This window comes from Kitasatospora sp. NPDC056184 (assembly GCF_042268405.1).
In the GTDB taxonomy this organism is placed as follows: domain Bacteria; phylum Actinomycetota; class Actinomycetes; order Streptomycetales; family Streptomycetaceae; genus Kitasatospora.
Window position 1 is genome coordinate 280,473 of the sequence record NZ_JBHJUI010000002.1, and the last position, 26,738, is coordinate 307,210.

Genomic DNA, 26,738 nt, shown 5'->3' on the forward strand with positions numbered 1-26,738 from the left:
CCGGCTCCGAACGCGTAGCCGCCGAAAGCGGTGGCCGCGCCACCCGCGCCGCCCGCACCGGAGAAGCCGCCTCGCCCCCCTTGCCTCCGGCGCTGCCGCTGGGGATGCCCTGGATGGAGCCCGCGCCGTTGTCGCCGTCCTGCCCGGATTCCGCTGCGCTGCCGTTGGAGCCGGCCGCCCCGGTGGTGCCCGGTACCGTCTTGAGATCGCACTGGGGCCGGTTGGTCGGGTCAGGGGCTGCCGGTGAGCCGGAGCCTCCGGCACCCGCGCTGCCACCGGGCCCGCCCGAAGCGAAGCCTTCGAGGAGGCCTCCCGCGCCGTTGCCGCCCGAGCCGCCTGCCCCGCGCCTGCCCGCGTGCGCGCCGCTGCCATTGGGTGCTCTCACGACCCGGCCCTCGAACGTAGGGAACCTGGGATCTTCGTAGGTTGCCTCGACGGTGGTCGCGGCGAGGAGCCCGACGATGGGGAACTCTCCTCCGTCCGCGCCACTGCTGCCGTTCGTGCCGTCGATGTTGTTCCCGGGGCCCCGGCGTTCCCCCCTCCACCGCCGCCATGCCGGCCGACCCGGCGATCTCCCGCTCGATCCGGTTGAGGTGGTCGTAGACGGCCCGGGGCTCCCATCCGGTGTCGGCGAAGATCGCGAGGTCGAGGCCGGGCAGATGCCCATCGGAGGCCAGGAGCAGCAGTGAGGTGCTCTGGACCCCGGCGCCCAGCGAGAGGACCCGGAGGGCCGGCCGGCTGGCGGCAGGAGTCGGGTGGCGATGGGTGATGGGCAGGACAGAAGAGGGCATGTGGGACGGCCCTTCGGCGGAGGTGGATGGGGAGGAGCGGCGGGCCTGCGCGCGCATGGGGGTGACACGGTCGGCGGCGAGGCTCACGACGCGAGTTCGAAGTCGTCGCGGTTGGCGGCCTTGGCGAGGGCGCGCTCGGTGATGGCCTTGGTGGCGTGGGCGGAGGCGGGGCCGATCGTCTTCGCCGACGGCTCCTTGTACCAGGGCTTGAGGTCGAGCATCGCGACCCGCATGCCGGTGGCGAACAGCAGGATCTTGCCCTTGGGCAGGGCGCGGATCCGGTCCGGCGGCAGGATCCGCTCGGCGCGCATCGACACCGACGTGGACTTCCCGCCGTCGCTCGTCGAGACCGAGGTGGTCTGGACGTCGTCGGAGTGCAGCAGGGCAGCGGTGGCGCGGAACGGGGCCCACGGTCCGCTGCCGACCAGGGCGTTGGCGAGGCTGCCGGTCAGCCAGGCGAGGGCGGCGCCGAGTACGCCGAAGAGGAGATAGAGGAGCGCGTCGGACCCGGTGGTGGTCGGCGGCACGCTGGTACGCGGGAAGGGCAAGGGGGTTCCTGAGGTGTCGAGCGGACGGGGGCGGGGCGCGCTCGGCTCTCGCGCGGATCACGGCTCTGCTCCTACGTGTTGGGGAGGGAAGCGTTCAGCGGGTGCGGCTGGCGGGGCGTGCCGCGGACGGTGGTGCGGCGGCGGGCGGCGACGGCGGGCGAGGTGGCGCGGGCCGCGTCGGTGGCGGCAGCGGAGTAGGGCGTAGCGGCCCAGGCGCTGTCGATGCGGGTCTCTCGGGACCGGGCGCGCTGTACCTCGTCGAGCGCTGCGCCCAACTCGCCTTGGGCAGTGGCGATGACGTCGGACGCGGCGCCGAAGCGGTCGGACAGCGCGAACTGCTCGGGATCGAGGTCGGTGATCTGCTCGGATGCGGCCTCCAGGGCCTCGTAGACCCGGGCGAGCACCCCGTCGTCCGGGTCGAGCATCTCGTCGAGGATTTCGGCGATCTCCCTGAAGTCGATGGCGCCGCGAATCCGGTCGGTGAGCTGGAGGGTCCGCTCGCCCGCGGTGGCGATCCGTACCGGTCGGCGGTGGTGGCCGGCATGCCGGTGTCGAGCCGGGCATCGAGGTCGTCGCTGTAGCGGGCGGAGCGCAACATCTCGCCGGCGTGCGTGGCGATGGCCGCGCGGTCGGCCGCACCCGTGGCGGACGGCAACCGGTGTCGGTGACCGTACCAGTCCTCGATCTGCCGGAACCCGGCGTGTCTGAGCAAGGTGGCCGCGAGGTCGTCGCTGGAGCCCTTGGCGACGATGCTGCCGCTCGGCTCGATGCTGATGGTGATCACGGGGGCGGGCATGCGGTAGTCCTTGGCGGTGGTGACGGATGGGACGGACCGGGTGTGGTGGCCGAGTTCGGCGGCGATGCGATTGCACGCGGCCTGCGCGCGGAAGGCGTCCCGGTAGGTGCCCCGAACAGAGCCGTCTTCGCGGACGATGGTGGCGACGATGTGTACTGAACGGTCGAGGTTGCGGATCGCCGCCCACCGGCAGCCGTTCGGGTCGCCGTCGGAGGCGAGCCCGGTCGCGGAGACCAGGCGCCGGGCGACATCGGCCCACTGGGCATCCGTCAGGTCCGGGGTGACGCGGATCGGAGCGCACCGAGCACATCCACGCCGGCTGCTCGGGCGCCCGGGAGCCGATCCGCGCGGCCGGGGCGCCCAAGACGCCACCACCGAGGACCTTCTGCGGGTCGCCGAGGAGCGGAAGCTGCTTGTCGGCGCCCCAGTAGTCGGCAGCGATCAGCCGGGGCCGCAGCCGGTTGCGGGGTCATCCTGCCCGTAGAGCGCGGGAATCAACGCACCCGTGCTGGTGGCGCGCTGCAGGTGGGCGATCACGGCATCCCCTCGCGGACGGGCGGCGGTGCCCGGCAGGCGGGCTGGCACGGAAAGGATCCGCAGAGTCGGTGGTTTGGCCCGGCCGGAGACCGGTGGTAGAGACCTGGCGACCGGGGGCGGAGGGCCGAGCGGGTGTCAGAGGTGAGAATTGGCGAAATCGGCTCTGCCCGGACTTGGTGAATTCCCAGCTCAGAGTTCGCATGAAGGAACGCTTCGGCAAGACGGTGTGACATATACGGACCTGGGAAGAGTGCGTGTTCCCATGGGAAGACCACGTCCGCGTTGCCCTAGCGGCCCGGAGCGCGGGCAGGCCGTTGGGTCCGCTGTGGAGTGGCGCTGCGGGGACGGGATCCTCTGCCCCGATCTAGCCCGGGGGCATGCGCACGCCTGCGCGGCATCTGAACAGTGAGCAGGGGTGGCGTGCCCGCGGCAGGCCACCCCTGCTTTGCATCCAGACCGGCAAGGACCTCTCAGTTTCCGGTATTCGAGGGGTTCTCCTTGTAACTCTGATGGGATGCATGGACGATGGCTTCATGAACGGGGAGGAAGCCAGGGCCGTCATACGCTCCCAGGAGGAGCCCATCCGGCAGCGTCTTGAGGAGGCTCTACGTGTTCATGGCCGCAAGGCCCAGGCTCTTGCTGACGCACTCGAACCGTGGCGCGGCGGCCGGTCGGCGAACCTCTGGGGGACAGCCACGAAGCCGGGCGCGCTCAGAGCCTTCTACGACGCGTACGAGTGGCTGGAGGCCGGAGCGAATACGCTGCCTGGAGGACTCGGATATTCCATCGTTACTTCGAGATACCCGTCGCCCCGGCCTCGTCTCACGTTCGGCACGCTTGACCTCGACCGCTATCCGAAGAAGCGTTCGGACAAGCTGCATGGGCAGATCAGGTCGGGCAAAGCCGACAACAGCATTGAGAACTTGCACTTCACTCTTCGGCTGATTGCTGAGACGTGCCGGGAGGCCTCGGTGGTTGCCCCCGTCCTGCACCATCCCGGTGACGTTCATCCGCCCCGGCATGGCAAGCTTCCCGACGGCGTGATCGCCCGGGTCCTTGCCAAGGACATCACTGCGGCCATCGCCCAAGGCCGGGCGCTCGACGCGAACCTTTCCGCAGGCTTGTCGCCGTTGCCCGCCCTGGAGGCGTGGAGGAGTTCGACGCTTAAGGCCACCATGTTCATGGCCTATGACCTGATGAAAGGCGTTGAAGCCTGCAGTGCGTCGATCGTCCCGGATCCCACGGCCCTTGGCCGCGCCTATCTTGCGCTCGCCCTGGAGTACTTGGAGGAACTGATGGACCGTCTTCCCGACTACGCGGAGGCGTCCGGGCAGGGCAAACACGATGTCGTCACCGTTCACGGGAACGTCGGGGTCATCGGCCCGGTATCGAGGAGCAACATCTCCGTGGGCGATACGGTTAGCAACATCGACACAACCGTCGAAGCACTCGCAGGCCGCGGTGAAACCGACCTTGCTGTCGCCATCCGAGCACTGACTCAAGCCATTCACCAAGCCACCGAACTGGCCGATGGTCAGCGCGCCGAACTGCTGGACAATGTCGCTGACATCGCCGACGCGGCGGCCGCACCAGACGCGCCTCGCAGTCTCAGTCGGGCCAGAGCCGCAATGGCCGTGATCACCAGTGCGGCTGGAGCATCGGCTCAACTTACGCAGGCTGCAGCAGCCTTGCACCAAGCCGCCGGGCAGCTCTTCTGAGATCGCTGATGGCAGTCTTGATGAGAACGGCTCTGACCGGAGCTCCGTCAAGACCAGGTCATCGGCACGAGTACACGGTCGTTTCGCTGCGGGATGATCTTTGTACGCATCGCCACTCGATCGAAGATGCGCTGTCCCCCGGAGTCGACGTTGAACCGGAGAGGGTGACAGCCGGCCCGTTCCTGCTAAGGGCTGTCCCGTAAGTGATCTAGCCGTGGGATGATCTCGGCCGTGGCTGGTGTGATCACGGCGTCTGAGCCGTCCTGGATAGCCCCGTTCGCCGGACTGAGCCCGCGCGCCTTCGGCAAGTTGATGAGGCAGCTGCGCCGCGAGGGCGGAGACGCACCGGGCCGTGGCCGACCGTGGAAGCTGTCCCTGGAAGACCGGGTGCTACTGATGGCCGCTTACTGGCACACCAACTTGACTCTGCGCCGACTCGCGTCGCTCTTCGGAGTGTCGAAGTCCACCGCCGATCGCGTCATCGACCATCTCGGCCCCAGGCTCGCGCTTGCCCCGCGAAGGCGATTCGCCAAGGACGCGGTGCTGATCGTGGACGGGACACTGGTACCCATCCGCGACCACCAGGTCGCCGAGCAGTCGAAGAACTATCGCTACTTGACGAACCACCAGGTGGTCATCGACGCCGACACTCGCCTGGTTGTGGTGGTGGGCCGGCCCCTGCCCGGCAACCGCAACGACTGCAGGGCAGGGGAGGAATCCGGGGCCAAGGCCGCCGTCGGCCGGACAACCGCGATCGCCGACGGCGGCTACCCCGGAACCGGCCTCGTCATCCCGCACCGCCGACCCCGAGGCGGTGAACTGACCGACTGGCAGGCCGAACACAACCACGACCACAAACGGGTTCGCGCCCGCGTCGAGCACGCCTTCGCCGGATGAAGACCTGGAAGATCCTGCGCGGCTGTCGCCTGCGAGGCGACGGTGTGCGCCACGCGATGCACGGCGTTGCCGGCCTACACAACCTCGCTCTCACGGGATGACTCCCGCCGCATGCGGGACCTGAAAGGTTCCCGGGGAGACGGCTCCCCACCTCGCAGTCTCGGAGGAGAAATCAGGCGAGGCAGAACTCGTTGCCCTCGATGTCCTGCATCGTGATGCACGACTCGTTGACGCCATCGGCGCGCTGCGTCAGCACGTGTTTTGCGCCGAGCACCGTCAGTCGTGCGCATTCGGCCTCGAGTGTGGCCAGACGCTCGTCACCCACGAGCCCGACGCCGGCCCGCACATCGAGATGCACCCGGTTCTTGACGACCTTGCCTTCGGGAACTCGCTGGAAGAGCAGGCGCGGGGCCACACCCGAGGGATCAGTGCACGCGAAGTAGACCGCATCCTCGGGCGGCAGTGAGCGGTAGCACTCCTCCCACGTGGCGAAGCCCTCCGGGACCGCCGGCATGACGTACCCCAGCACCTCGCACCAGAAGGCGGCGAGGCGCACTGGCTCCGCGCAGTCGAAGGTCACTTGGAACTGTTTGATCGTTGACATTGGCGCACAATAACAGGGGCCCTGCTCATCTCCCCAGGTCAGGAGGCTCGCACGTTGTCGGGAGGAGGGCTTCTACCCGCTGTCGTGTCGTGCGGTCGCAGGGGTGAACCGAGGTCAGCGTCTCCCCAAAGGGAACCCGGCCAGCCACTCCCGCGCTGTCGAAGACCAGTTACGGGACGACCTTTAGTCGAGGCCGTCGAGTGCGGTCCGGCCGTTCGCTGTCCCGACTGCGGGTGCCGGGGTGGGAGGAATGTGGGGCCGGTGCCCTGCCCTGGGGCAGGGCACCGGGAGGTCACACGAAGGGGTTCTCGGTCGGCCGGTCCGCGTCCGCGGCGGCCTCCAGCAGCTCCTCCAGATCGGCGGGTTCGGAGGACCGCTGGTCGATCCACCAACCGGCGCGGGTGACGGAGCGGGCCCGGTCCTCGATCAGTTCCCAGTCGGTGTCCGACATCCCGCCCTCCAGGACGAGGGCGGTGTAGGCGGCGGTCAGGACCTGGTGGCGGCAGCGCACGCCCCAGGCAATGCCCCGCTCGGTGCCCTCCAGCGGCGGCATCCGGTACTGCGTGGACCAGGCCTCCGACTCCGTCTGCTCGGCGGCGCGCTTCGCGGCCAGCCATGCGGCCTTGTCCGCCTCGTCGCCGTCCCGCGCGGCGCGCCACCAGTCGGTGCAGTCCTGCCGGGAGAGCCAGTCGGCGAATCCGGCCCGGCGGTCGGCCGGGCGGCCGCCGAGGTCCCTCTCGTTCTCGTGGCCGCACGCGTGGGTGATCGTCCAGACCTCCTTCACGGCCATGGTCTGCTCCTTGCTCTCAGGGGCGGTGGCCATCGGGTATGCGCGAACGTGGTGCGCGGGTCGACGGCAGCGGGGGCGGCCCGGCGGGCGCGGCGGACTTCGCAGTGGCGTCTGGCCGTACGCCGGGGCTCTTGGCGGGCGGCCTCGTCGACGCGGAACTTGTGGGTGGTGAACGCACTGCTCACCGGGCCGCGGCGGGCGGCGATGTCCTGGGCGAGCCGCGGTTCCACGGCGACCTGGAAGTTGCCGTGCCGCAGTCCCACGACGGTGCGGGCTACGGCGTCGAGCGACTCCGCCCGGGTGGCGGCCGGCGGAGGGAGGTAGACGTCCAGATCCCGGTGGTGGAGCCAACCGTCGGTGGCCAGGAAGATGCCCGGGTTGAAGGGGTAGTGGTTCCCGACGGCGGCGACGATGCCCAGGGTCGGGTGCTCGGCGAAGGCGACGTCCGGCCCGGTGCCCGGTGCTGGGGCGCGCTCTGGCTCGGCGGTGGCCGGCCGCGCCTGCTTCCGTTCTTCCCTGCCGGCGTTCTCCGGAGCCAGGGACACGTCGGTGTCGACGCGGTAGCCGGCGCTGTTGAGCAGCCTTATGGCCCAGGTAGCCCGGTCGGATGCCTGGCGGTGCTGGTCGGTCAGCGCATAGAGGCTCGGGTGGCCGGGGACGCGTTCGAACTCCAGCCGTTCCAGCATCCACTGGGCGGCGGCGGACTGGGTTGGCAGGCCGGCGACGATGCCGTGGTCGGGGTGGCGCCCGATGGCGACATCGGGCAGGCCGCGGGGGGGCTTCGGCAGACACGGTGGGACTCCTCTTCGGGGCCACGAGGAGCGCCGAGGCCGTCGCGCGGTGGAACACCACCGGCGGGGCGACTGCCTCCGCGAACCCGAGCGTGTCGGTGTCGCCCACCGGCGGGGCGACTGCCTCCGCCACCCCGAGCGTGTCGGCCTCGCCCACGCCCGGTGGCGCGCTGGCCAAGACCGGCAGCAGCGGCACTGGTGTGATCACGGGTGTCGCCGCCGCGCTCGTGGTGGTCGGTGGTGGCGTCCTGTTCACCGTCCGCCGTCGGCGTTCCGCCCGGCACTGACCCAGCCCCGCAGGCCCGCCGCTTCGCACTGCGTGAAGCCGCGGGCCTGTCGCGTGTGCGGGACCGGCCGGTCAGCCGGTGTTGCGCAGGAACGGCACGGCAGCGACTCCGGTGATCGGGACGATGTTGGTCGACGCTGTCAATCCGGCCGCCGTCCAACCCGGGACGGTGAGGACATGGTGGACATGAGGCCGCGCGGCGAGGAGCAGGGCGTGGCGGGGCGGGACGGTGTCGAGCGTCGGCGGACGGTCGTCGAGGCGAAGAGGTGGAAGTGGCACCCGGAGGAGAGCAGCAGTCCAGGGGCCTTCCTGGCGGCTGATCGAGACCGCTGTCGGTGCCCGCCGCGCGATCGACTGACCCGCGAGGCCGGCGCACGGTGCCGCACCGTGCGCCGGCCGCCTCGTCGAACCTCGGTGAGACGAGAGTGCGGTGGCACCGGCTCCGTCGACGGCGCTCCGGTCGAGCGCGCAGGCCGGCGGACCGCCCCACCCGCCCCGGGTCGCTGACGATGTCGGTCACCGGGCCGGGGCGCCGGCGTCCGATGGTGGATCGGCCCGGCTGCGGCCGGGCAGTTCGACGCGGACGGTGAGGCCGCCACCGGGGCGCGGGGTCGCGGTGACCGTGCCGTGGTGGGTGCGGGTGACCGCCCGGACGACGGCGAGCCCGAGTCCGGAGCCGTCGCCGCTGCGCTGCCGGCCGCGTTGGAACGGTTCGAAGAGCGCGGGGACCTCCCGCGGGTCCAGGACCGGGCCGGTATTGGCGACTTCGATGAAGGACCGTCCGCCGTCGGTGCCGGTGGTGATGGTGGCCGTGCCGCCGCGGCGGTTGTGCCGAACCGCGTTGGCCAGCAGGTTCAGCGCGACCTGGCCCAGTAGGGAGGGGTCGCCCCAGGCCGGTGCGGGCCGGGGGTCAGCCGTGATCCGGATGCCGGCCTCGCGGGACTCGTCGGTGAGGTCGGCCAGGGCGTTCGCGGCCGCGTCGGCCAGGTCGACGGGGTGCGGTGTCAGGTCCTCGCTCTCGCCGCGGGCCAGGGTGAGCAGGGCCGCGATGAGACGTTCGCTGCGGGCGTTGGCGTCCAGCGCTCGGCGGACGGCGGGCTTCAGGTCGTCCGGGACCCGGCTCTGGGCCAGGGGGATCTCCAGGGCGGTGCGCTGGAGGGTGAGCGGGGTGCGCAGTTCGTGCGAGGCGTGGGCGGTGAAGCGGCGCTGTGCGGTGAAGCCGCGGTCCAGGCGGTCGAGCATGGCGTCGAAGGTGTCGGCGAGTTCGCGGACCTCGTCGTGAGGTCCGGTCAGGGCGAGCCGCTCGCCCAGGGTGCTGTCGGCGCTGATCCGTCGGGCCGTCGCCGTGACCTGGTCGAGGCGGTGCAGTGAGCGTCGGCCGATCCACCAGGCGAGCAGGGCGGCGAGGACGGTGAAGGCGGCGAGCAGCAGCAGCGAGCGCGTGAGCAGGTCGCCGAGGACGGTGTGCTGGAAGTCCTCGAAGCGCTGGGCGGGGCCGGTGAGCGCGGCGGGGATTTCGAACGGGCCCGTCGGTTCGGAGGTGGGCGTCGACGACGTGACGGCGGGCCCGGTGATGCCGGTCGCGGGGACGACGAGGTCGCGGTTGGTCTCCAGGAGCTGGCGTGAGCTCAGCCAGTTCAGTACGAGCAGCCCGGATCCGAGGACCGCGAAGACCGCCGTGGTCATCAGGGTCAGCCGGCCGCGCAGGGTCAGCCTGGCCGGCCGCGGGCGGCGCCGGAGCCGCACCGGGCTCACAGCCGGTACCCGAAGCCGGGGTCGTTGGTGATCAACGGTGGCTCCCCGAGCTTGCGGCGCAGGGAGTGCACGGTGACCCGGACGGCGGTGGTGGCCGGGTCCGTCGCGGCGTCCCACAGTCCGTCGCGGAGCTGTTCGGTGGTGACCGGGGCGCCGTCCGCGGCCAGCAGCATCTCCAGCACGCCGAGTTCCCTGGGCGTGAGCCTCAGCGGCCGGCCGTCGCGTTCGGCGATCCTGCGCACGGTGTCCAGGCTGACCCCGTGCCCGCTCAGCACGGTGACGCCGCCGCCGTGCCCGGAGCGGCGGCCCAGCGCCCGCAGCCGGGCGATCAGTTCCAGGTAGGAGAACGGCTTGGCCAGGTAGTCGTCGGCGCCCTGGCCGAGGCCGTCGACCAGATCGGCGAGCGTCCCGGCCGCCGTGAGCATCAGGATCCTCGCCGGGTGGCCGGCGGTGTTCAGGGCCCGGCAGACGGCGTCCCCGCTCAGGACGGGAAGGTCCCGGTCCAGCAGCAGGACGTCGTAGTCGGTGGCGGCCGTCATCTCGAGCGCCCGGGCACCGTCGTGCGCGACGTCGCAGACCATGCCCTCGGCCCGCAGGCCCTCGACGAGCATCGCCGCGAGGTCGATCTCGTCCTCGACGATCAGCACGCGCATTCCGTTCCACTCCGATCGGCCGTCTCCCGCGCTGTCCTGGGTGCGGTTCCCCTGGTCAAGGATGGTGTCACGGGGGTTAGCCGGGGGTTAGGCACACGCTCACCCATGGCTAACGCGCCGGTCCGTAGAACTGCTGGAGACCGTCACCGGCCTTCGGCAAGGAGCACGACATGCGCAGCAGGACCATACGGACCGTACTGGCGGCAGCCGCCGTCACGGCGGCACTGGCGATGAGCGGCTGCTCCTCCTCGGACCCGGCACCCAGCGTGGAGGGAGGCGTCGCCACGGGGAAGGGCAAGCCCCAGGACGACGGCGCGGTCCGGCAGGCCTGGGTGAACTGCATGCGCCAGGAGGGGCAGAACGGCGTCGAGCTGGACAAGGACGGCAACATCGTGATCCCGGCGGCGGGAACCGACGGCGGCTCGACGTCCGACTACGACACGGCGGCCAGGAGCTGCGACGCCAAGGTCCCCGGAATCCACCAGGTCAAGCCGAGGAACATGGAGAAGTCCATCGAGGAAGCGCGCGCCTTCGTCGCCTGCGCGCGGAAGAACGGCTACCCCGACCTCCCGGACCCGGATCCCAAGAGCGGCATCCTCACCATCCCGCGCGCCTCCTTCGACATGGCCAAGTGGGACGCCGTCCAGCCGGCCTGCGGCCGACTGCCGATGCCCGGCTACACCATCGGCCAGTGACCATGAGCGACCGCACCGAGACCCCCGCCACCGAGACCCCCGCCACCGAGACCCCCGCCACCGAGGACGGCCAGCCGGGCCGTACCCGCAGGACCCGCCGGCGGATCATCGTCCCCCTCGCCCTGCTCACCGCCATCGGCGGCTCGGGCGCCCTCGCCGTCACCCGCCCCTGGGAGCACCGGGCCCCGGCCCCGGCGCACTCCCCGGTCGGCCACGAGACCGTCGAGGTGCGCAAGGGCTCGCTGTCCAGCGGCATCCAGGTCGGCGGCGCCCTGGCCTACGACGCCCCCACCGCCGTCGTCCCCTCCGGCCGCGGAACCCTGACCGCCCTGCCCGCCGTCGGCACCGTCGTCAAGCCCGGCGCCACGCTCTACGAGGTCGACGGAAAGCCCGTCGTCCTGCTGCGGGGGGAGCGGCCGATGTGGCGCGACCTCGGCCCGGACACCGGCGACGGCCCCGACATCGAACAGCTCGAACACAACCTCATCGACCTCGGCCACGCGAACGGACTCGGCCTCAAGGCCGACCGGAAGTTCACCGCGGACACCGCCACCGCCGTCAAACGCTGGCAGAAGGCCCTCGGCCTGCAGCAGACCGGGACGGTCACGCTCGGCAGCGTCATCATGCTGCCCCAGCAGACCGCGCGGGTGCAGCAGGTCGACGCGAAACTCGGCTCGGCCATCGGCAGCACCGCCGTCATGACCGTGACCGGCACCGACCTGGTCGCCACCGTCCAGCCCGCCGACAACCAGACCTCCCGCTTCAAGCCCGACGGCCGGGTGACGGTGAAGCTCGCCGACGGCACCACCGTCGACGGGCGCATCCGCTCCCTGATCAGGGGCGGCACAGGCGGGGGAGCCGGCAACGGACCGGGCGGCGAGGGCGGCGGCGGAAGCCCGGAGAAGACCACCGTCACCATCGCGCTGGACAGCCAGCAGCAACCCCAACAGGCCGGGCCCTCCACCGTGACCGTCACCGTCGTCGGCGAGACCGCCGAGGACGCGCTGATCGTCCCCGTCACCGCCCTGATCGCCCTCGACGGCGGCGGCTACGGCGTCAAGGTCGCCGACGGCGCCACCACCCGCCTCGTCCAGGTCGGCCTGGGACTCGTCGCCGACGCCAAGGCACAGATCACCGGCGACGTCCGGCCCGGCGACCGAGTGGTGGTCCCGGCATGACACACCCCCAGCACCCCCAGCCCAAGGGCACCACTCCCGTGCTCCAACTCACCCGCGTCACCAAGGAATACCCCGGATCACCGCCCCTGCGCATCCTGCACGGCATCGACCTCACCGTCGACCACGGGGAACTCCTCGCCGTCGTCGGCCCCTCCGGCTCCGGCAAGTCCACCCTCCTCGCACTCCTCGGCTCCCTCGACCGCCCCACCACCGGACGGCTGCGCTTCGAAGGCCACGACCTCGCCGCCCTCACCGACCCCCAACTGGCCGCCCTGCGCGCCCACCGGATCGGCTTCGTCTTCCAGCAGTTCTTCCTGCTGCCCGGGCTCACCACCGTCGAGAACGTCGCCACCGGCCTCCTCTACAGCGGCGCCCCCGCCACCCTCCGACGCACCGCGGCCGTCGAAGCACTGCGCGAAGTAGGACTCGGCCACCGCCTCCACCACCACCCGGACCAGCTCTCCGGCGGCGAGAAACAACGCGTCGCCATCGCCCGCGCGCTTGTCGGCAACCCCGCGCTGCTGCTCGCCGACGAACCCACCGGAGCCCTCGACAGCGCCTCCGGCGCCACCGTCGTCGACCTCCTGCGCACCCTCAACGCCAAGGGCACCACAGTCGTCGTCATCACCCACGACCGCGACCTCGCCGCCTCCTTCCCCCGGCGGATCGGCATCCACGACGGCCGCATCGACTTCGACGAACGCACCCCCCACCCCGCAGGAGCCCCCCGATGACGCCCGCCCCGCGCCGCACCCGGCTGCGCCCGACGGACCTGCTGCGCCTGGGCATGATCGGCCCGCGCACCCGCAGGATGCGCTCCGCGCTGTCCGCGCTCGGGATCTCCCTGGGGATCGCCGCCGTCATCGCGGTGACCGGGATCTCCTCCTCCAACCAGGCCCACCTGCTGGAGCGCCTGGACCGGCTCGGCTCCAACCTGATCACCGTCGCCCCCGGCAACGGCGCCGACCAGAAGCCGGTCCCGCTGCCCCCCACGGCCGAGAAGATGCTCGCCGACATCGCACCCGTGCAGCAGGTGACCGCCACCGGGGCCACCAAGGCCCAGGTCTACCGCAACGACCTCGTACCGGCGCAGCAGACCGGCAGCCTCACCGTGCTGGCCGCACGCCCCAACCTGCTGGACGTCCTGCACGCCACCGTACGCAGCGGGCGATGGCTCGACACGGCGAGCGAGAGCCTGCCCGTGACCGTGCTCGGCGACCGGGCCGCGCAGCGCCTCGGCGTCACCGCCCCGGGCGAACGGGTCTGGCTGGGCGGCCAGTGGTTCGTCGTCACCGGAATCCTGGCCCCCAACGAGCTCGCCCCCGAACTCGGCACCGCCGCCCTGGTCGGCTGGCCCGAAGCCACCGCCCACCTGGGCGCGGACGGCACCGCCGCCACCGTCTACCTCCGCTCCCACCCCGAGCGCGTCCCCGACGTCCAGGCCGTCGCCGCGGCCACCGCCAGTCCTGCCGGCCCGAGCACGGTCGCCGTCAGCCGCCCGTCCGACCTCTACACCGCACGGGCCGAAGCCAAGAACGCCCTCACCGGACTGGTCCTGGCACTCGCCGCCGTGGCCCTGCTCGTCGGCGGCGTCGGCATCGCCAACACCATGGTGGTGAGCGTGATGGAACGCCGCGGCGAGATCGGACTGCGCCGCGCCCTGGGCGCCCGGGGCGGCCAGATCGCCGCGCAGTTCCTCCTCGAAGCCGTCCTGATGGGCCTCATCGGGGGCATCGGCGGACTGGCCCTGGGCGCCCTCACCGTCTACGGCTACGCCCTCGCCCAGGGCTGGCCCGCCACCATCCCGCTCTCCACCACCGCCGCCGCACCGCTGGTCTCGGTCCTGGTGGCCGCCGCCGCCGGGATCTACCCGGCCCTGCGCGCGGCCAGGGCCTCCCCGACCGACGCCCTCCGCTCGGCCTGACCGGCACGGGCGCCATCCACGACCGCGGGGGGTCAAGGGGAAGCCGCTGCTGATTCATCACGCCAGGTGGTTCGAGGGGCAAGCAGCACGGGACTCCGGCCCGGTCAAACGGCTCTTCGTGTGTGATTCTCCACGGTAGGTGCCAGCTGCCGTAGGGAGTGATCCAGTGGTCCAGCAGTTCATGAGCGTCAAGGAGACCGCGGAGTACCTGAACATGTCGGTGGCGTGGGTGTACCGCGATGCTGGTCGTGCGGGTCTCGTGCCGTACAGGTTCGGGTGCGGGCGGAACGCCAAGTTGCAGTTCAAGGTGTCCGAGGTTCAGGCGTGGGTGAAGCAGCAGCGACTGTCCGGCGGTTGAGGTCGCGTGACCGGCGTGCGGAGGCCTTCACATCAGATTTGGTTCGGCTGCTTCGGATAGGTAGGGCCGTCGCCTATCGGGCCGATCGGTGCAGGGTATTGGCATAGGGATCTCTGCTGGCGAGAAAGGTCGGGGCGACTACGGCCCCGTGTGGGTGACGCGTAGATCGCCATCGACACCGCCGTCCCCGACCTCGCGGACAACCGATTGCCCGCCGTGTACGGGCAAGGCGCCGCCACCGCAGCCTCCACCCTCGGCAGCACCTTCACGCGAACCAGTAGCCACCAGCGCGCACTGGGCGCCCCTGCCGCCGACACCTTCCTTGTCAAGCCGGCGTGTTGATTGGCTTTGACCACGAGTGGCTCTGGCTCAACTTCTGTGGCCTACTCGCGCTGCATGACGATGTGGCGGTGTGGTCGGCGTCGAGAAGTTGCCTCATATTCGCCTGTGGCCGGATCGTGGTGGCCGGCAGGGCAAGACCGTGGAATCTCCGGTGCCCCAGCTGGAGGGGCTGCTGTTTCCGTCGGTCGCGGGTGTCGCGGTGCTGCCGGTCGACGTGAACATCGATTCGGTGAACGTGAGGCTCAAGTCCTCTGGCGGCGGGCTGCAAGTGCCCGGAGTGCGAGGGCTGGTCGACCCGGGTTCACAGCTCCTACCTGCGGTTTCCCATCGACGGGCCAGCCGGGGGCGGGTCGATGAGATCGCGTCGGCCGGTGGGAGCGCAGTCGGCGTCGGTGAGGGGACCGCCGCCGCCGAGGGCGATGCAACGGTCAATCTTCGAGGGATCTCTTCATCCGTGCGGGGAATTGTGGACAGAATAATCGCGGCTTAGAATTCTTTCGGTTCGATTCGGAACCGATCTGACGATTTGTTTTCGCGCATCTCTCGGGAGTCTCTCCAATGCGTAAGAGTATTTACCCGATGCTGGCTGCTGCACTTTCCCTCGCGCCGATTGCGTCTTCGACTCCCGCCCATGCTCAGACGTACCCGGCGGTCGTGGTTCTCACGTTGACCGCAGCCCACTCGGGCAAGTGTCTGGACGTGGCGGGCAAGTCTGCCGCCAATGGCGCGGACCTGGTGCAAGCGACCTGCGACGGCAGTCCGTCCCAGAAGTTCACCGCAGTCCGGACGGAGGCCTCGTACGAGCCTATCTACCGGTACGAGACGTTCAGCGGGAAGTGTCTCGACAGTGGGTCTGGAGCCGTTCAGTTCCCGTTGAAGCAGCAGACCTGCAACGGCGGCTGGAGCCAGAAGTTCCATACCACGATTCTGCATTCCTTTGATCGGGGCGTGAGTTTTCTGACGATGGAATCGGGGAGGATCACCGACAAGTGCTGGCATGTGAAGGACGCCAGTCTCAATGACGGTGCGCCGGTCATCGTCCACAAGTGCAACTACCCCGGCGCCGGGGTGCGCAACGACCTTTTCACTTTGTAGCGCGCCGACACGGCCGTGCCGTCTTGTACCGAACCGGCGTGAGGGCGCGGGCAGGCGATCTGCCCGTGCCCTCACGTTCCCTCCCTCGTATCGTGCGTCGGCCGCCCCGAAGGGCGGGCCGCAGCTCGCTACCGGGATCGGCCTCATCTGCGCCGGTTGTGCCGCGGTTCCCTCGGGCGGGCACGAAAGGAGTGCGGTCCCCCGGCGTGCCGGAGGTCGGCGGCGGTCGGCGACCGATTGCTTCGGTGCGTCGTGGCGGTGCGGTGGCCGGGGGCGGGTCAGATGCCGGTGCGGGCGGTGATCCACAGGCGGTAGGCGCCGGTGTTGGTGTAGACGGAGGGGTAGGCGCCGCTGCAGGTGGTGGCGCCCCAGCTGACGATGCCGATGAGGCGGCCGTTCTGGACGAGGGGTCCGCCGCTGTCGCCTTGGCAGGCGGAGATGCCGGAGCCCTTGTCGTAGGTGCAGACGTGGGTGAGGTTGATGTTCTGGCCGTACCAGCGCAGTTGGCACTCGCCGACGGTCAGGGTGGTGACGGTGGCCTGCTGGAGGGTGTTGGACGTGGTGCCGCCGCCGGTGGTGTGTCCCCAGCCGGTGAGGGTGGCGGTGCCGCCGAGCAGGTCGGGGAGGGCGGGCAGGGCGGCCGGCTGGACCTGCGGGCTGTAGGTGAGGGGGGTGGCGAGTTTCAGGACGGCGATGTCGTTGGGCAGGCCGGCGGCGTTGCCGTTGTAGTTCTCGTGGGTGCGGTACTCCTGCACCGGGCGCAGGGTGCCGGCGGGGGAGAGGGTGTCGGAGCCGGCGGCGATCCGCAGCTGGCCGGCGGTCCTGCCTTCGAGGCAGTGGGCGGCGGTGAGCACCCACTGCGGGCCGATGACGGAGCCGCCGCAGATGTGTGACCAGCCGGTGGGGCCCTGGGACTGCAGCGACACCTGGTAGGGGTGGGCGCCCGGCGCGGCGTCGCTCCCGCCGGCGACCGCGGCCGCCGTCCCCGCCCCGCCGCCGGCCAGTGCGGCCACCGAGAGGGTCACTCCGAGAACCGCCGCGGCCACCCGCCGCGCCGCACCCCGCCGTTGTGCCATCGCCGTGCCTCTTCCCGTCCCGGGCCCCGTCCGGGGCGTGATCCTCCCGGAGCCTTCCGGCAGGCGGCGGTGGCCCGCAAGCGGTGAACCGGCCGTTCCCGTCGCGGGCACGGCCGGTTCGCCGCGGGTGCTGCGTCGGGGGCCCGGTGGGGCGACGGTTCAGGCACCGAGAGCGGCGGAGATCTGGAAGATCTCGCGCACCGAGACCCCGAAGGTCAGCACGGCGGTGGAGGAGAGCAGGGCGATGGTGGCCGCGCGCAGTGCGCGGGCGGTGGTGCGGCGGGTGGTCTGCACGGGCAGGTCCTTGTGACGGGAGGTCAGGGGCGAGGGGTCGGGCGGCTGGTCACAGGGGGCCGATGACGGGGCCGAGGGCAGCGAGCAGGCTGACGAGCGCCTGGGTGAGGGTCACGGGCTTCTCTCTTTCACGGTGCGGGAACGGGGGCGGGGCCGGGCGTGCCCCGGTGGGCGCAGGGGCAGGGAGGCTGCGCGGCGTGCTGTTGCTCCAGGGCGCGCAGGCGGCGGGAGAGTTCCTGGACGGCGGCAATCAGGACGCCGTTGGCGTCGACGACGTCGATGGTGGTCGCGCGCCGGCCGTAGCCGAAGGCGGCCCGCCAGTCCTGGGCCATCGGACCGATGTGCAGGGTGTCGGGGTCCCAGTCGTAGCGCCACTCGCTGACGGGCAGCTCGTCCAGGAGGGCGAGGATCTGGGCGCGGGTGAGGGGCTGGTCGCGCTCGGTCCTGGGCGGCCGGGGCGAGAGGAACGTCGAGGCCATCCCCCGGAGCAGGCCGGTGATGCGCACGTTCTGCGGTCCGTCGTGGTGGTCGGGTCAGGAGATCGGCTTGATGTCGTGCTTCACGTCACGGTTGCTGGTGATCAACGGCACGATGATCGGTTCGAGGGCGGTGACGATCTTCAGGACGTCGGCCAGCCAGTTCACGGGAGCTCCAAGGGCGAGAGAAGCGGTGATGGTTGCCGGTCATTCCATCAGCCCGGCCTGCCCCGCCGCAGAGGAAGATCGAAAATGACCGCACCCCGCCGCATTTGATCATGCCCGCGAGAGGCGGGCGGCCAGGCCAGGCCAGGCCGGCGCGTCGCCGCGGAGGAGCTGGACCGGGGCCCTTTACCGAGCCGTGTCCGTTTTGGCGCCTTTGCGCATCCTTTAGAGATTTTTCTTATTTATGGGATCATTTGTCCGCCCGTTCGTCCGGGCCCTTTCCCCCACCCCGAGGAGTTGCCCCGTGTCCGCACAACCGCCCCCCGTCCCGGCCGGGCGCACGCTCACCTGGCCCTGGTTCCTGGCCGTGGTCGTCGTCTACCTCGCGATCCTCCAAGGACTCGGTGCGCTGATCGGCGTCGACCGGGGCAGCGGCGACAGCCAGTTCCCCACCACCCAGTCCGTGGTGCGCGACGGCGTGATCCCGATCGGCCTGTCGGTCCTGTTCGGCGCCGGCGTGGTGACCTGGCTCGGCTGGTGGGGCAGCGTCCTGAACTATCGCGTGCCGGTGCGGCGCTGGGTCCGCTTCGTCCCCGTCTCGATGCTGGTGGTCGCCGTCCTGGCGGTGAACTACCCCAACCTCGCCGACCAGCCGGCCTCGCTGGTGCTCGCCCTGGTTGCCATGACCGCGCTGGTGGGCATCGGCGAGGAGCTGATGTTCCGCGGCATCGGCGTCCAGGTCTTCAAGCGCGCCGGCCTCAGCGAAGGCAAGGTCGCCCTCTGGTCCTCGGTCGTCTTCGGCCTCGTCCACGTCAGCAACGCCTTCGGCGAAGGCGCCCAGGCCGTCCTCCAAGCCGTGATCGTCTCCACCTCCGGCTACTTCTTCTACCTCTGCCTGCGCGTCGGCGGCGTACTGCTGCTGCCGATGCTCGTCCACGGCCTGTGGGACTTCAGCCTCGTCTCCAACACCGTCGGCACCGACCCCAAGACCTCCCCCGGCATGATCCTGCCGATCGTGCTCCAGGTCGTCCTGATCGTCCTCGTGATCGTCAGGCGCCGCACTATCGAACCCCCGGCCCGCACCGGGGCCGGCGCCCCGTCCGTGCCGCCGGCCCACCGCACCGCCGGCCACTGACGCGGCCGATCCACCAGTGATGCCCCCGCCCACCCGGGCGGGGGCATCACTCGTTCGCACGGCGCCCTCCGTCAGCCGTACCCCGGAGGAGAACAGCAGGTCGGCGAAGGCCCCGTTACGGTCGGTCATCTACCCCGCCCACCCCGGCGCCGGCACACCATCGGCACCGAACCCGAGCAGCCCGACCTCCACCCAGCGGCGGAACACCCGCGGCGTCAGCCAGCGCACCTCGCTCGCCCTCGCGTTCTTCGCCGACGCCGCCGGTACCCGGCCACGCCCGCCGCTCCGACCGCATGACCACCGGGCTGGCCGGCATCAGATCGTGCTGCACCGCTCACTCGTACAACCGAGCCGGCGCCGCCAGTCCCCGGTTCCACCGTGCCCCACCGACCCGACGCGGATTCTGCGGCGACCGGGTCCGCCAGTCCTCGAAATCCCGCAGACCGTCCGTCGTGGCATCGGACCAGGTCTCGCCGCGTCCCACAGGAAGTCGAGGAACAAGCAGTAGGCGTCCGTGTCGTTCCGCTTGGTCTCCCGCGCGAGCCGGGCGACTGACGACCGGCACGGGTACCGACTCAACCCCTCGTCCACCCGGTGGTCCGGAGAGAGAGGAACTGGAGCCCCAGGATGAATCCCCACCCACTCCTCGCGCTCGGCCAAGTTCTCCTACTCGGCCAGGATGGCCACCCGATCCACCGTGACCCGGCGATCAACCGGCCCCCGGAAAGTACGCCGGCCAGGTGCGCATCCACCCTTGCTCGATCGGCTTCAACACGCCGGTCCAACAGGGAAGACATCTACACGGACCTGCTGCGCCACTCCCAGCAGACCGTCCGCCGTGCCGGCCAGTTCTACCGGGCCGCCCGCGCCGCCGCCCGCCAGCACATCCCCACCGCCGCCACCGGGCGCACCGCACTCCAGGCAGCCCGGGCCCTGGCCGACCAACTCGCCGCCGCCCACCCCCTCGACAGGGTCGTCTACCGAGGCGGCGCCCGGTTGCCGGTTCGGGCCTGGGCTGAAGCCGCCGCCCTCGCCCGAACCGCCGTCGCCTACAACGCCGACACCCTCACCGTTGCCCGCGAGCACGACATCCGGTTCGTCGACGTCTTCGACGTTTCCGACTGCGGCTGGACCAGCCACCCCGACCCCGACAAGGCGAGCCGAACCCTGCGCACCATCGAAGACGCCGCCGAGTGGCCGATCTCCCACCCCCGCTGCACACGAGGCTTCGGGCTGAGGCCGGACGCGACGACCTCCGCAGAGGCGGACACGTAGCGCGATGCCGACTGCGGGCCTCTGAGGCCAGGCCGGCGGCCCGTCACATCCTCCCGGGTGACGGGCCGCAGCCACTTCCTAGCGCCGGCCGCTTCGGCGCACCGGAACCGCTATCGCGGCGAATCCGGTGCCCAGAAGCGTCATTGCGGCCGCGTCGAGCTCAGGGTGCCGTACAAGAATCACGACCATCACGCCAGCTGCCAGCGCCGAACGACTCAGCTCGATCACCTCGGCAGGTGTCCAACCTCCCCCTGGCGGCACACCTTGCCGCCGTTCAACTTCATCCACAGAGCACCCTTCCCTCGCGAATCTGAGTGATGGGCGGCGCCGCTCTCGGGATCAGTCTGGCAGCGCGTTGAGGCTGTCGTGCCACCCGAAGTGGGTGCCTCACAACGTTCGAAGATCAATTCAGTCGATCACCCCCAGGGTTGGACTGGACGCGGCTTTCTATAATCGAAGGTTCGAAGGCTGATTGCCGAAAATTCCTTCATATGACTTTGACGGTCGACCTAATGGTCAAGCTTGCGGATGCTGATCTTGTCGAAATGCCTTGGATTCGAAGTAGTTTATATGGAGTTCCAGGTCTAGTACGGCTGTCGTCCCAGCCCGGTCTCCATGGCGCGCGGCTACCGGCCCGCCCCGACGCCGGAAGGGACGGGTCAGGGCCGGGCTCGGAGTGGGCCAGCCCAGCTCACGCGGGCACCACAGATCGGTTGTTCCACCCCGACCCCGCGCCTCCGCCTCACCGTGAGCCACGTGGAGCGGCACGGCCCCTCCACCCCCGGAGCCTGGGCCGTCCTCCTGATCACTCCCTTCGCCCTGCTCGCGGTGGCGGCGGCAGTGGTCGACCGCAGGGACGTCTGACCCGGCCGGGTTGAACGTCGAGTGTCACGACCGCACCGCGTGGGCCGACGCGTCGCGCAGCGCCGAAACGCCGCGGTAGAGCGTGACCCTGCCCCGGCCCGCCTCTTCTCGAACGCGGTGGCCCTGGCCCAAGGCGAACCGTTCGCCGAGCGTGCGGAGCAGCGCGCCCCCGGCCCGTTGCTTCCCGCGGGCTGACGTGTCGGGTGGGGCAGGGGTCGGCCCCGCCCGGGTCAGCGGCCGGTGCTGGAGCGGGGTGCTTCGCGGGTGGGCAGGCGGACGCGGAAGGTGCAACCGGCGGGTGCGTCCTCGATGGTGAGGGTGCCGCCGTGGAGGGCGGCGATGTCGCGGGCGATGGACAGGCCGAGGCCGGTGCCCCCGTCGTCGCGGCTGCGGGCGTCGTCGAGACGGGTGAACCGTTCGAAGACCTTCTCGCGGTCTCCGGCGTCGATCGCGGGCCCGTCGTTGGTGACGTCGATGACCGCCTGCCCGGCGGCGACGTCGAAGGCGAGGCGGACGGCGACAGTACTGCGGGCGTGGCGCTGGGCGTTGTCCAGGAGGTTGGTGAGCAGGCGGCCCAGCCACATCGGGTTGCCGGTGGCGGTGCAGCCGGCGGCGAGGTCGAGGTCCACGGGGTGCGGTCGGGAGTCGCGGCCCTCGGCGGTGGTGCGGACGAGCTCGGCGAGGTCGATGTCCTCCATCGGCCCGCTGTGGCCGGTGGCATCGAGGCGGGCGAGCAGCAGCAGGTCGGCGGCGAGGGACTGGAGCCGGCCGGTGTCCTGGAGCGCTCCGGCGACCATCTCGGCGCGGATGGCGGGGTCGGGGTGGGTGTGGGCGACTTCGAGCTGGGTGCGCAGGACGGCGAGCGGGCTGCGCAGTTCGTGGGAGGCGTCGGCGATGAACCGGCGCTGGCGGACGCCGGCGGATTCGAGCCGGTCGAGCATGGCGTTCATGGTGTGGGCGAGGCGGGCGATCTCGTCGTCGCTGCCGGGGTCGGGCACGCGGCGGCCGAGGTCGCGGTCGCCGATGGCGGCGACTTCGGAGCGGATCACCTCGACGGGTCGCAGGGCGCGGCCGGTGGCCTTCCAGGTGACGACGCCGACGGTGGCGACGAGGAGGCCGCTGAGGACGGCGAGGGCTGCGGTGGTCACGTCCTCGGCGGTGTCGGCGGTGTGCAGGGAGGCACCGACGCGGATGGTGACCGGGCCGTTCGGGGTGTCGGTGGTGAGGGTGGTGACGCGTTGGTGGTGCTCGTCGCCGAGCGCGTCGAGGTTGAAGGTGCCGTGTCCGTCGGAGGTGCCCGCGGGGGTGAGCGCGGGCCGGCCGGCGAGGTTCTGGCTGGCCGCCACGACGGTGCCGTGGGCATCGGTGACCTGGACGAAGTCGCTGCCGTGGTCGAGGGGGACCGGGTTCGGCAGCCGGCCGTCGGCCGCGAGACGGCTCACCACCTGGGCCTGCTCGCGGCCGCTGGCCTCGACGCTGCGCACCAGGTTGGCCCGAAGGAGCAACAGCACGGCCGCGGACGCCACCAGCAGGACCGCGGCGACGCTGACGCAGGCCGCCAGCGTCGTGCGGGTGCGGACCGATCGGGGTGCCAGCCGGGTGATCAGCGCCGCCACCCGGGGTCTGGCCGCGAACCGCCGGGCCACGGCCGTGGCCCGGCGGCGGGCGGATCGGATCGGTCCGGCGTGCTGGTCAGCCACCGTCCGCCGCCAGCCGGTAGCCGGAACCGCGGACGGTTTGTACCGCGGTGCGCCCGAACGGGGCGTCGATCTTGCGCCGCAGCGAGCTGATGTGGACCTCGACGGTGTTGGGGTCGCTGTCCGGGCCGCTGTCCCAGACCTCCTCAAGGATGTCGCGCTTGGAGACGGCCTCGCCGGCGCGGCGGGCGAGGTGGTCCAGGAGCGCGAACTCCCGCGGGGTGAGCGCGATCGGCGTGCCGGCCCGGGTGCATGTCCGGGCGGCGGAGTCGACCACCAGGTCGCCGAGGGCGGTGCGCTGCGGGGCGCGGGAGCCGATCCGGCGGGCGAGCGCCTTGAGGCGGGCCACGAGGACGACGAAGGAGAACGGCTTGGAGAGGTAGTCGTCGGCGCCGGTGTCGAGCGCCTCGGCCTCGTCCCATTCGCCGTCCTTGGCGGTGAGCATCAGGATGCCCGTGTCGCTGCCGGCGGCGCGCAGGCGGGAGCAGACCCGGTAGCCGTTGAGTCCGGGCAGCATGATGTCGAGGATGATCACGTCGTATGAGTGGTCGGTGGCGCGGGCAAGGCCGGACAGGCCGTCGTGGACGATGTCGACGCTGAATCCCTCGACCTCCAGTCCGTGCTTGATCGCCAGGGCGAGCCGCTGTTCGTCCTCCACCACCAGTACGCGCATACCCCCAGCGTCGCAGGTCGCCGACTCGGACAGCTGAAGACGTCTTCAGGTTCTCGGCAACCCTTCAGCGCCCACTCGCCACCGGTCGCCACCCGTCTCGGCCTCGGTCTTCAGGAAACGTTCAGCCCGCCTCGGCCATGCTGGCCGCGCCGCCCGCTCGCGCGGGAGCACGAACACCGACAGCCGCCGGGCCGACAGCCCACCCGCCCCGGGCCGCCACCCGGGTCCGCGGCGGCGCGACACCCGCGGCCGGCAGGCGGCGCCCAGGCCCTTCCCCCGAGCGGAGGCAGGAAGACACGATGCGAAGCGACCGACGAGCCGGCAGGGCGGGTGTGCGGTGATCTCCTGGTTCCACGCGGCCGTACTCGGTCTGATCCAGGGGCTCACCGAGTTCCTGCCGGTCTCCTCCAGCGCCCACCTGCGGGTCTTCTCCGCCCTGTTCGGCTGGGAGGATCCGGGTGCCGCGTTCACCGCGGTCACCCAGCTCGGCACCGAGTCGGCGGTGCTGATCTACTTCCGCAAGGACATCGCCGCGATCGTCTCCACCTGGGTGCGCTCACTGTTCAAGCCCGCGCTGCGCAGCGACCCGAACGCCCGGCTGGGCTGGTTCGTGATCGTCGGCACCCTCCCGATCGCGATCCTCGGCAAGCTCTTCCAGGACACCATCGAGACCCAGCTGCGCGACCTGCGGATCATCGGCACCACCCTGATCGTCTTCGGCCTGATCCTCGCCGCCGCCGACCGCACCCGCGCGGTCCGGGACGCCCGCCGGATCAACGACCTGACCTTCCCGCATGCGCTGATCCACGGTGCGGCCCAGTCCCTGGCCCTGATCCCGGGTGTCTCCCGCTCCGGCGGCACGATCAGCGCCGGCCTCTTCCTCGGCTACAGCCGTGAGGCCGCCGCCCGCTACTCGTTCCTGCTGGCGATCCCGGCGGTTCTCGCCTCGGGCGCGCTCGAGCTGTTCAAGATCGGAGAAGGTCCGGCCCCGGCCTGGGGTCCGACCGTCCTCGCCACGTCGATCGCCTTCGCGGTGGGCTACGCGGCGATCGCCTGGTTCCTGAAGTACATCTCGCACCACAGCTTCATGCCGTTCGTGATCTACCGCATCCTGCTCGGCATCCTGATCATCGGCCTGGTCGCCGGCGGGATCCTCGCCCCCACGGCCGGCGCGGTCCATTAGCGCTCGCACAGGACCGCCTACCAGGTTCCTGATGACTCCCTCGGGTCTTCAGGAACCCTTCAGCGTCGCTCGGCCATGCTGGACCCGACTGTTCGGACACGACGCCGGCCACCGCCAGTACAGGCCGTCCCGGCCGACGGACGAGCCGTCGCCGGCCGACAACCCCCCGGAAAGGCGCCAACCGATGCTCTCCTCCTCGGCCCTGCTCGCCGTCAACCCGTTGGACGCCGGCTCGCTGCTGGCGGCGTTCGGCGCGCTGGGCATCGCCGTGATCATGTTCGCGGAGACCGGCCTGCTCGTCGGGTTCTTCCTTCCCGGCGACTCGCTGCTGTTCACCGCCGGTCTGCTGTGCACCACCGGCGCGCACAGCGGCCCCCACCTGAACCTCGGCGAGGTCCTCGCAGCCGCCGCGGTCGGCGCCCTGGCCGGCGCCCAGGTCGGCTACCTGATCGGACGCCGAGGCGGACGCGCGCTGCTCGCCCGTTCCCGCAGCAAGCACCTGCACGAGGGCGCGGTACGGGCGGAGGAGATCCTCACCCGTTACGGCCACGGCAAGGCCGTCGTCCTCGCCCGCTTCGTGCCCGTCGTGCGCACCGTCCTCAACCCGCTGGCCGGCGCGCTCGGCGTGAACGCCCGGACCTTCACCCTCTGGCAGGTCGTCGGCGGGCTGGTGTGGACGGCCGGCCTGGTCATGGCCGGGTACGCGCTGGGCTCCTCGATCCCGAACGTCGACCGCTACCTGCTGCCGATCGTCGCCGTCGTGGTCGCGGTCTCGCTGGCACCGCTGGTGCTGGAGGTACTGCGCTCCCGCCGTCAGGCCAAGGCCCGATGACCAGCCCCGCGCGCATGTTCGCCCTCGACGGCCGCGGCCTCGACGGCGGGCTCTATCAGCGTATCGACCAGTGGGCCCAGCACCTGCCGACGTCGGTGCAGCACGGCGTCGCAGCGTTCTCCGCCTACGGGCTGGGCCTGGTCGCCGTGCTGATGCTCCTCGCCTGGTGGCGTGCGCGGCGGGCCGACAGTGTGACACTGGCCCGGGCACTGGCCGCACCAGTGGTCGTGATCGCCGCCTTCGTCGCCGACACCCTGCTCAAGTCCGTGCTGCGCGAGCCCCGCCCCTGTCAGGCCCTGGACGTGGGGCGGACCCTCGAAGCCTGCCCCGCTGCCGGCGACTGGTCGCTGCCCAGCAACCACACGGTCATCGTCTTCGCCGCCGCGGCCGTCCTGTGGCGGGTCGACCGCCGCCTCGGCGCGCTCGGGCTGCTGCTCGCCGTTGCGATGGGCGTCTCCCGGGTACTGGTCGGCGTCCACTACCCTCACGACGTGGCCCTCGGCGCGGCGGTCGGCCTCGCTGCCGGCCACGGACTCGGCATGCTCGCCGGCCGCGCCGCGCCCCTGGTCGAGCGGGCCCGCGAAGGAAGGCTGCGGCGATGGCTGACCGCATGACCCCACGGCGGTCGTCGCCCTGGATCGCTGTCTGCGTGGTGGCGTTCGCGATCATCGCCATGGTGCTGGGGTCCAACGACTGGGCCCCGCTCGGCTTCGAGCGGACGGCTGTCGACTGGGCCGCCGCGCACCGGCCGTCCGCCGCCGTCACCACCGCCATGGCCGTCACCGCGCTCGGCACGGACGTCTTCCCCTACCTTGTCGCCCTCGCCGCAGGCGCCGTCCTGGTCCGGGCGGGCCGACCGCACCGCTCCGGGCGGGCCGCCGCCGGTCTCCTGCTCGCCCCCGTGCTGTGGCTGGTCGCCGGCCAACTCCTGCGCCAAGGCCTGATGCACGGTTTCGGCCGCCCCCGCCCGCCCGCCGCCGACTGGGCGTTCACCCCCGACGGGTTCGCGTTCCCCTCCGGCCACGCCTTCACCGCCGCCACCTGCGCCGGACTGCTCGCCGTCGCCGTCGCCCGCACCCACCGCCGTGCCCGCCGCAGGGCCACGGCACTCGCGCTGGCCTTCGCCGTCGTCATCGGCGCCACCCGCGTCTACCTCGGCGTCCACTGGCCCCTGGACGTCCTCGCCGGCTGGCTCCTCGCCACCGCCTGGCTGCTCCTCGGCGCCACTCTCCTGCCGACACCTGCCCGCCCGGTGCCCGAGCCCGGCGCAGGCCCGCAGTCCGACGGCCGAGCGACAGGATTGATGTAGG

The 26,738-nt window shown here is 71.3% G+C and carries 28 protein-coding genes and 2 pseudogenes; 16 read left to right on the forward strand and 14 right to left on the reverse strand.

Annotated features, from left to right (window positions below; genetic code table 11):
* Positions 1-874 precede the first annotated feature (874 nt).
* Positions 875-1,159: pseudogene (locus tag ACFC0B_RS06370) on the reverse strand (hypothetical protein); the annotation flags it as partial.
* A 251-nt stretch (positions 1,160-1,410) separates the two neighbouring features.
* Positions 1,411-1,764 carry a hypothetical protein gene (locus tag ACFC0B_RS06375; protein ID WP_376083025.1) on the reverse strand — a complete coding sequence of 118 codons (354 nt, stop codon included), beginning with the start codon at positions 1,762-1,764 and terminating at the stop codon, positions 1,411-1,413.
* Between the two features lie 1,426 nt (positions 1,765-3,190).
* On the opposite strand from ACFC0B_RS06375, the gene ACFC0B_RS06380 reads away from it, so the two are divergent.
* Together ACFC0B_RS06380 and ACFC0B_RS06385 are read left to right on the forward strand one after the other, a co-directional pair.
* Positions 3,191-4,390: a hypothetical protein gene (locus ACFC0B_RS06380; RefSeq protein WP_376083027.1), complete on the forward strand. Its 1,200-nt coding sequence runs from the start codon at positions 3,191-3,193 to the stop codon at positions 4,388-4,390.
* Positions 4,391-4,621: 231 nt separating this feature from the next.
* Positions 4,622-5,388: pseudogene (locus ACFC0B_RS06385) on the forward strand (transposase).
* A gap of 71 nt (positions 5,389-5,459) precedes the next feature.
* On the opposite strand, the gene ACFC0B_RS06390 reads toward ACFC0B_RS06385, so the two are convergent.
* The 3 genes from ACFC0B_RS06390 to ACFC0B_RS06400 all read right to left on the reverse strand — a co-directional run bounded on the left by ACFC0B_RS06390 (position 5,460) and on the right by ACFC0B_RS06400 (position 7,367).
* Positions 5,460-5,891, reverse strand: a complete 432-nt coding sequence (locus ACFC0B_RS06390) for a VOC family protein (protein WP_376083029.1) — start codon at positions 5,889-5,891, stop codon at positions 5,460-5,462.
* 292 nt (positions 5,892-6,183) lie between these two features.
* Positions 6,184-6,681, reverse strand: a complete 498-nt coding sequence (locus ACFC0B_RS06395; RefSeq protein WP_376083032.1) for a hypothetical protein — start codon at positions 6,679-6,681, stop codon at positions 6,184-6,186.
* A complete protein-coding gene (locus ACFC0B_RS06400) occupies positions 6,672-7,367 on the reverse strand; it encodes a hypothetical protein (protein ID WP_376083035.1) in 696 nt (231 codons plus the stop codon). Before ACFC0B_RS06400 ends, ACFC0B_RS06395 begins: the two co-directional genes overlap by 10 nt.
* A gap of 107 nt (positions 7,368-7,474) precedes the next feature.
* Here ACFC0B_RS06400 and ACFC0B_RS06405 point away from each other — a divergent pair, with 107 nt between their 5' ends.
* Positions 7,475-7,759, forward strand: a complete 285-nt coding sequence (locus ACFC0B_RS06405; protein WP_376083036.1) for an LAETG motif-containing sortase-dependent surface protein — start codon at positions 7,475-7,477, stop codon at positions 7,757-7,759.
* 71 nt (positions 7,760-7,830) lie between these two features.
* Here ACFC0B_RS06405 and ACFC0B_RS06410 read toward each other — a convergent pair whose 3' ends face one another.
* From ACFC0B_RS06410 to ACFC0B_RS06420, 3 genes are all read right to left on the reverse strand, one after another.
* Positions 7,831-8,037 carry a hypothetical protein gene (locus ACFC0B_RS06410; protein ID WP_376083039.1) on the reverse strand — a complete coding sequence of 69 codons (207 nt, stop codon included), beginning with the start codon at positions 8,035-8,037 and terminating at the stop codon, positions 7,831-7,833.
* Between the two features lie 237 nt (positions 8,038-8,274).
* Positions 8,275-9,513: a sensor histidine kinase gene (locus ACFC0B_RS06415; RefSeq protein WP_376083042.1), complete on the reverse strand. Its 1,239-nt coding sequence runs from the start codon at positions 9,511-9,513 to the stop codon at positions 8,275-8,277.
* Complete coding sequence (locus tag ACFC0B_RS06420; RefSeq protein WP_376083044.1) at positions 9,510-10,166, reverse strand: response regulator transcription factor; 657 nt, start codon at positions 10,164-10,166, stop codon at positions 9,510-9,512. Before ACFC0B_RS06420 ends, ACFC0B_RS06415 begins: the two co-directional genes overlap by 4 nt.
* Before the next feature lie 170 nt (positions 10,167-10,336).
* Here ACFC0B_RS06420 and ACFC0B_RS06425 point away from each other — a divergent pair, with 170 nt between their 5' ends.
* The 7 genes from ACFC0B_RS06425 (at position 10,337) to ACFC0B_RS06455 (ending at position 15,758) form a co-directional block, all read left to right on the forward strand.
* Entirely contained in the window at positions 10,337-10,861 is a 525-nt protein-coding gene (locus tag ACFC0B_RS06425) for a hypothetical protein (RefSeq protein WP_376083047.1), read from the forward strand.
* A gap of 2 nt (positions 10,862-10,863) precedes the next feature.
* Positions 10,864-12,039: a peptidoglycan-binding protein gene (locus ACFC0B_RS06430; RefSeq protein ID WP_376083595.1), complete on the forward strand. Its 1,176-nt coding sequence runs from the start codon at positions 10,864-10,866 to the stop codon at positions 12,037-12,039.
* Positions 12,036-12,773 carry an ABC transporter ATP-binding protein gene (locus ACFC0B_RS06435; RefSeq protein WP_376083050.1) on the forward strand — a complete coding sequence of 246 codons (738 nt, stop codon included), beginning with the start codon at positions 12,036-12,038 and terminating at the stop codon, positions 12,771-12,773. The genes ACFC0B_RS06430 and ACFC0B_RS06435 overlap by 4 nt, the downstream gene beginning before the upstream one ends.
* Complete coding sequence (locus ACFC0B_RS06440) at positions 12,770-13,963, forward strand: ABC transporter permease (RefSeq protein ID WP_376083053.1); 1,194 nt, start codon at positions 12,770-12,772, stop codon at positions 13,961-13,963. Before ACFC0B_RS06435 ends, ACFC0B_RS06440 begins: the two co-directional genes overlap by 4 nt.
* Before the next feature lie 166 nt (positions 13,964-14,129).
* Positions 14,130-14,321, forward strand: coding sequence for a helix-turn-helix transcriptional regulator (locus ACFC0B_RS06445; protein WP_376083055.1), 192 nt, complete (start codon positions 14,130-14,132; stop codon positions 14,319-14,321).
* A gap of 412 nt (positions 14,322-14,733) precedes the next feature.
* Entirely contained in the window at positions 14,734-15,153 is a 420-nt protein-coding gene (locus ACFC0B_RS06450) for a hypothetical protein (protein WP_376083058.1), read from the forward strand.
* 68 nt (positions 15,154-15,221) lie between these two features.
* Complete coding sequence (locus ACFC0B_RS06455; RefSeq protein WP_376083060.1) at positions 15,222-15,758, forward strand: RICIN domain-containing protein; 537 nt, start codon at positions 15,222-15,224, stop codon at positions 15,756-15,758.
* A 278-nt stretch (positions 15,759-16,036) separates the two neighbouring features.
* Here the strand turns inward: ACFC0B_RS06455 and ACFC0B_RS06460 are convergent, their stop codons facing one another.
* The 3 genes from ACFC0B_RS06460 to ACFC0B_RS06470 all read right to left on the reverse strand — a co-directional run bounded on the left by ACFC0B_RS06460 (position 16,037) and on the right by ACFC0B_RS06470 (position 17,634).
* On the reverse strand, positions 16,037-16,834 hold the full coding sequence (locus tag ACFC0B_RS06460) for a serine protease (RefSeq protein WP_376083063.1): 798 nt from the start codon (positions 16,832-16,834) through the stop codon (positions 16,037-16,039).
* 159 nt (positions 16,835-16,993) lie between these two features.
* Positions 16,994-17,128 carry a hypothetical protein gene (locus ACFC0B_RS06465; RefSeq protein WP_376083066.1) on the reverse strand — a complete coding sequence of 45 codons (135 nt, stop codon included), beginning with the start codon at positions 17,126-17,128 and terminating at the stop codon, positions 16,994-16,996.
* Between the two features lie 128 nt (positions 17,129-17,256).
* A complete protein-coding gene (locus ACFC0B_RS06470) occupies positions 17,257-17,634 on the reverse strand; it encodes a hypothetical protein (protein WP_376083069.1) in 378 nt (125 codons plus the stop codon).
* Between the two features lie 439 nt (positions 17,635-18,073).
* Between ACFC0B_RS06470 and ACFC0B_RS06475 the strand changes: the two genes are divergently transcribed.
* Both ACFC0B_RS06475 and ACFC0B_RS06480 read left to right on the forward strand, forming a co-directional pair.
* Positions 18,074-18,904: a CPBP family intramembrane glutamic endopeptidase gene (locus tag ACFC0B_RS06475; RefSeq protein WP_376083071.1), complete on the forward strand. Its 831-nt coding sequence runs from the start codon at positions 18,074-18,076 to the stop codon at positions 18,902-18,904.
* 627 nt (positions 18,905-19,531) lie between these two features.
* Positions 19,532-20,179 (forward strand): hypothetical protein, encoded by a 648-nt coding sequence (locus ACFC0B_RS06480; RefSeq protein WP_376083074.1) that lies wholly within the window; start codon positions 19,532-19,534, stop codon positions 20,177-20,179.
* 78 nt (positions 20,180-20,257) lie between these two features.
* Here the strand turns inward: ACFC0B_RS06480 and ACFC0B_RS06485 are convergent, their stop codons facing one another.
* The 3 genes from ACFC0B_RS06485 to ACFC0B_RS06495 all read right to left on the reverse strand — a co-directional run bounded on the left by ACFC0B_RS06485 (position 20,258) and on the right by ACFC0B_RS06495 (position 23,413).
* Positions 20,258-20,407 carry a hypothetical protein gene (locus tag ACFC0B_RS06485; RefSeq protein WP_376083077.1) on the reverse strand — a complete coding sequence of 50 codons (150 nt, stop codon included), beginning with the start codon at positions 20,405-20,407 and terminating at the stop codon, positions 20,258-20,260.
* Between the two features lie 866 nt (positions 20,408-21,273).
* A complete protein-coding gene (locus tag ACFC0B_RS06490) occupies positions 21,274-22,743 on the reverse strand; it encodes a sensor histidine kinase (RefSeq protein WP_376083080.1) in 1,470 nt (489 codons plus the stop codon).
* Positions 22,736-23,413, reverse strand: a complete 678-nt coding sequence (locus ACFC0B_RS06495; protein WP_376083082.1) for a response regulator transcription factor — start codon at positions 23,411-23,413, stop codon at positions 22,736-22,738. The genes ACFC0B_RS06490 and ACFC0B_RS06495 overlap by 8 nt, the downstream gene beginning before the upstream one ends.
* A gap of 340 nt (positions 23,414-23,753) precedes the next feature.
* Here ACFC0B_RS06495 and ACFC0B_RS06500 point away from each other — a divergent pair, with 340 nt between their 5' ends.
* The 4 genes from ACFC0B_RS06500 (at position 23,754) to ACFC0B_RS06515 (ending at position 26,737) form a co-directional block, all read left to right on the forward strand.
* Positions 23,754-24,596: an undecaprenyl-diphosphate phosphatase gene (locus ACFC0B_RS06500; RefSeq protein WP_376083596.1), complete on the forward strand. Its 843-nt coding sequence runs from the start codon at positions 23,754-23,756 to the stop codon at positions 24,594-24,596.
* Between the two features lie 184 nt (positions 24,597-24,780).
* Positions 24,781-25,428 (forward strand): DedA family protein, encoded by a 648-nt coding sequence (locus tag ACFC0B_RS06505; protein WP_376083085.1) that lies wholly within the window; start codon positions 24,781-24,783, stop codon positions 25,426-25,428.
* The gene (locus ACFC0B_RS06510; RefSeq protein ID WP_376083088.1) at positions 25,425-26,042 is read left to right on the forward strand and encodes a phosphatase PAP2 family protein; all 618 of its coding nucleotides are present in this window, start codon (positions 25,425-25,427) and stop codon (positions 26,040-26,042) included. Before ACFC0B_RS06505 ends, ACFC0B_RS06510 begins: the two co-directional genes overlap by 4 nt.
* Positions 26,027-26,737, forward strand: a complete 711-nt coding sequence (locus ACFC0B_RS06515; protein ID WP_376083091.1) for a phosphatase PAP2 family protein — start codon at positions 26,027-26,029, stop codon at positions 26,735-26,737. Before ACFC0B_RS06510 ends, ACFC0B_RS06515 begins: the two co-directional genes overlap by 16 nt.
* The last annotated feature ends 1 nt before the right edge of the window (position 26,738 follow it).

Excerpts from the sequence above, each read along its gene's own strand:
- ACFC0B_RS06375 (WP_376083025.1), bottom strand. The coding sequence starts at position 1,764 with ATGCTCGACCCGGACGACGGGGTGCTCGCCCGGGTCTACGAGGCCCTG.
- ACFC0B_RS06380 (WP_376083027.1), top strand. The coding sequence starts at position 3,191 with ATGGACGATGGCTTCATGAACGGGGAGGAAGCCAGGGCCGTCATACGC.
- ACFC0B_RS06390 (WP_376083029.1), bottom strand. The coding sequence starts at position 5,891 with ATGTCAACGATCAAACAGTTCCAAGTGACCTTCGACTGCGCGGAGCCA.
- ACFC0B_RS06395 (WP_376083032.1), bottom strand. The coding sequence starts at position 6,681 with ATGGCCGTGAAGGAGGTCTGGACGATCACCCACGCGTGCGGCCACGAG.
- ACFC0B_RS06400 (WP_376083035.1), bottom strand. The coding sequence starts at position 7,367 with ATGCTGGAACGGCTGGAGTTCGAACGCGTCCCCGGCCACCCGAGCCTC.
- ACFC0B_RS06420 (WP_376083044.1), bottom strand. The coding sequence starts at position 10,166 with ATGCGCGTGCTGATCGTCGAGGACGAGATCGACCTCGCGGCGATGCTC.
- ACFC0B_RS06425 (WP_376083047.1), top strand. The coding sequence starts at position 10,337 with ATGCGCAGCAGGACCATACGGACCGTACTGGCGGCAGCCGCCGTCACG.
- ACFC0B_RS06430 (WP_376083595.1), top strand. The coding sequence starts at position 10,864 with ATGAGCGACCGCACCGAGACCCCCGCCACCGAGACCCCCGCCACCGAG.
- ACFC0B_RS06435 (WP_376083050.1), top strand. The coding sequence starts at position 12,036 with ATGACACACCCCCAGCACCCCCAGCCCAAGGGCACCACTCCCGTGCTC.
- ACFC0B_RS06440 (WP_376083053.1), top strand. The coding sequence starts at position 12,770 with ATGACGCCCGCCCCGCGCCGCACCCGGCTGCGCCCGACGGACCTGCTG.
- ACFC0B_RS06455 (WP_376083060.1), top strand. The coding sequence starts at position 15,222 with ATGCGTAAGAGTATTTACCCGATGCTGGCTGCTGCACTTTCCCTCGCG.
- ACFC0B_RS06460 (WP_376083063.1), bottom strand. The coding sequence starts at position 16,834 with ATGGCACAACGGCGGGGTGCGGCGCGGCGGGTGGCCGCGGCGGTTCTC.
- ACFC0B_RS06480 (WP_376083074.1), top strand. The coding sequence starts at position 19,532 with ATGAATCCCCACCCACTCCTCGCGCTCGGCCAAGTTCTCCTACTCGGC.
- ACFC0B_RS06495 (WP_376083082.1), bottom strand. The coding sequence starts at position 23,413 with ATGCGCGTACTGGTGGTGGAGGACGAACAGCGGCTCGCCCTGGCGATC.
- ACFC0B_RS06505 (WP_376083085.1), top strand. The coding sequence starts at position 24,781 with ATGCTCTCCTCCTCGGCCCTGCTCGCCGTCAACCCGTTGGACGCCGGC.
- ACFC0B_RS06510 (WP_376083088.1), top strand. The coding sequence starts at position 25,425 with ATGACCAGCCCCGCGCGCATGTTCGCCCTCGACGGCCGCGGCCTCGAC.
- ACFC0B_RS06515 (WP_376083091.1), top strand. The coding sequence starts at position 26,027 with ATGGCTGACCGCATGACCCCACGGCGGTCGTCGCCCTGGATCGCTGTC.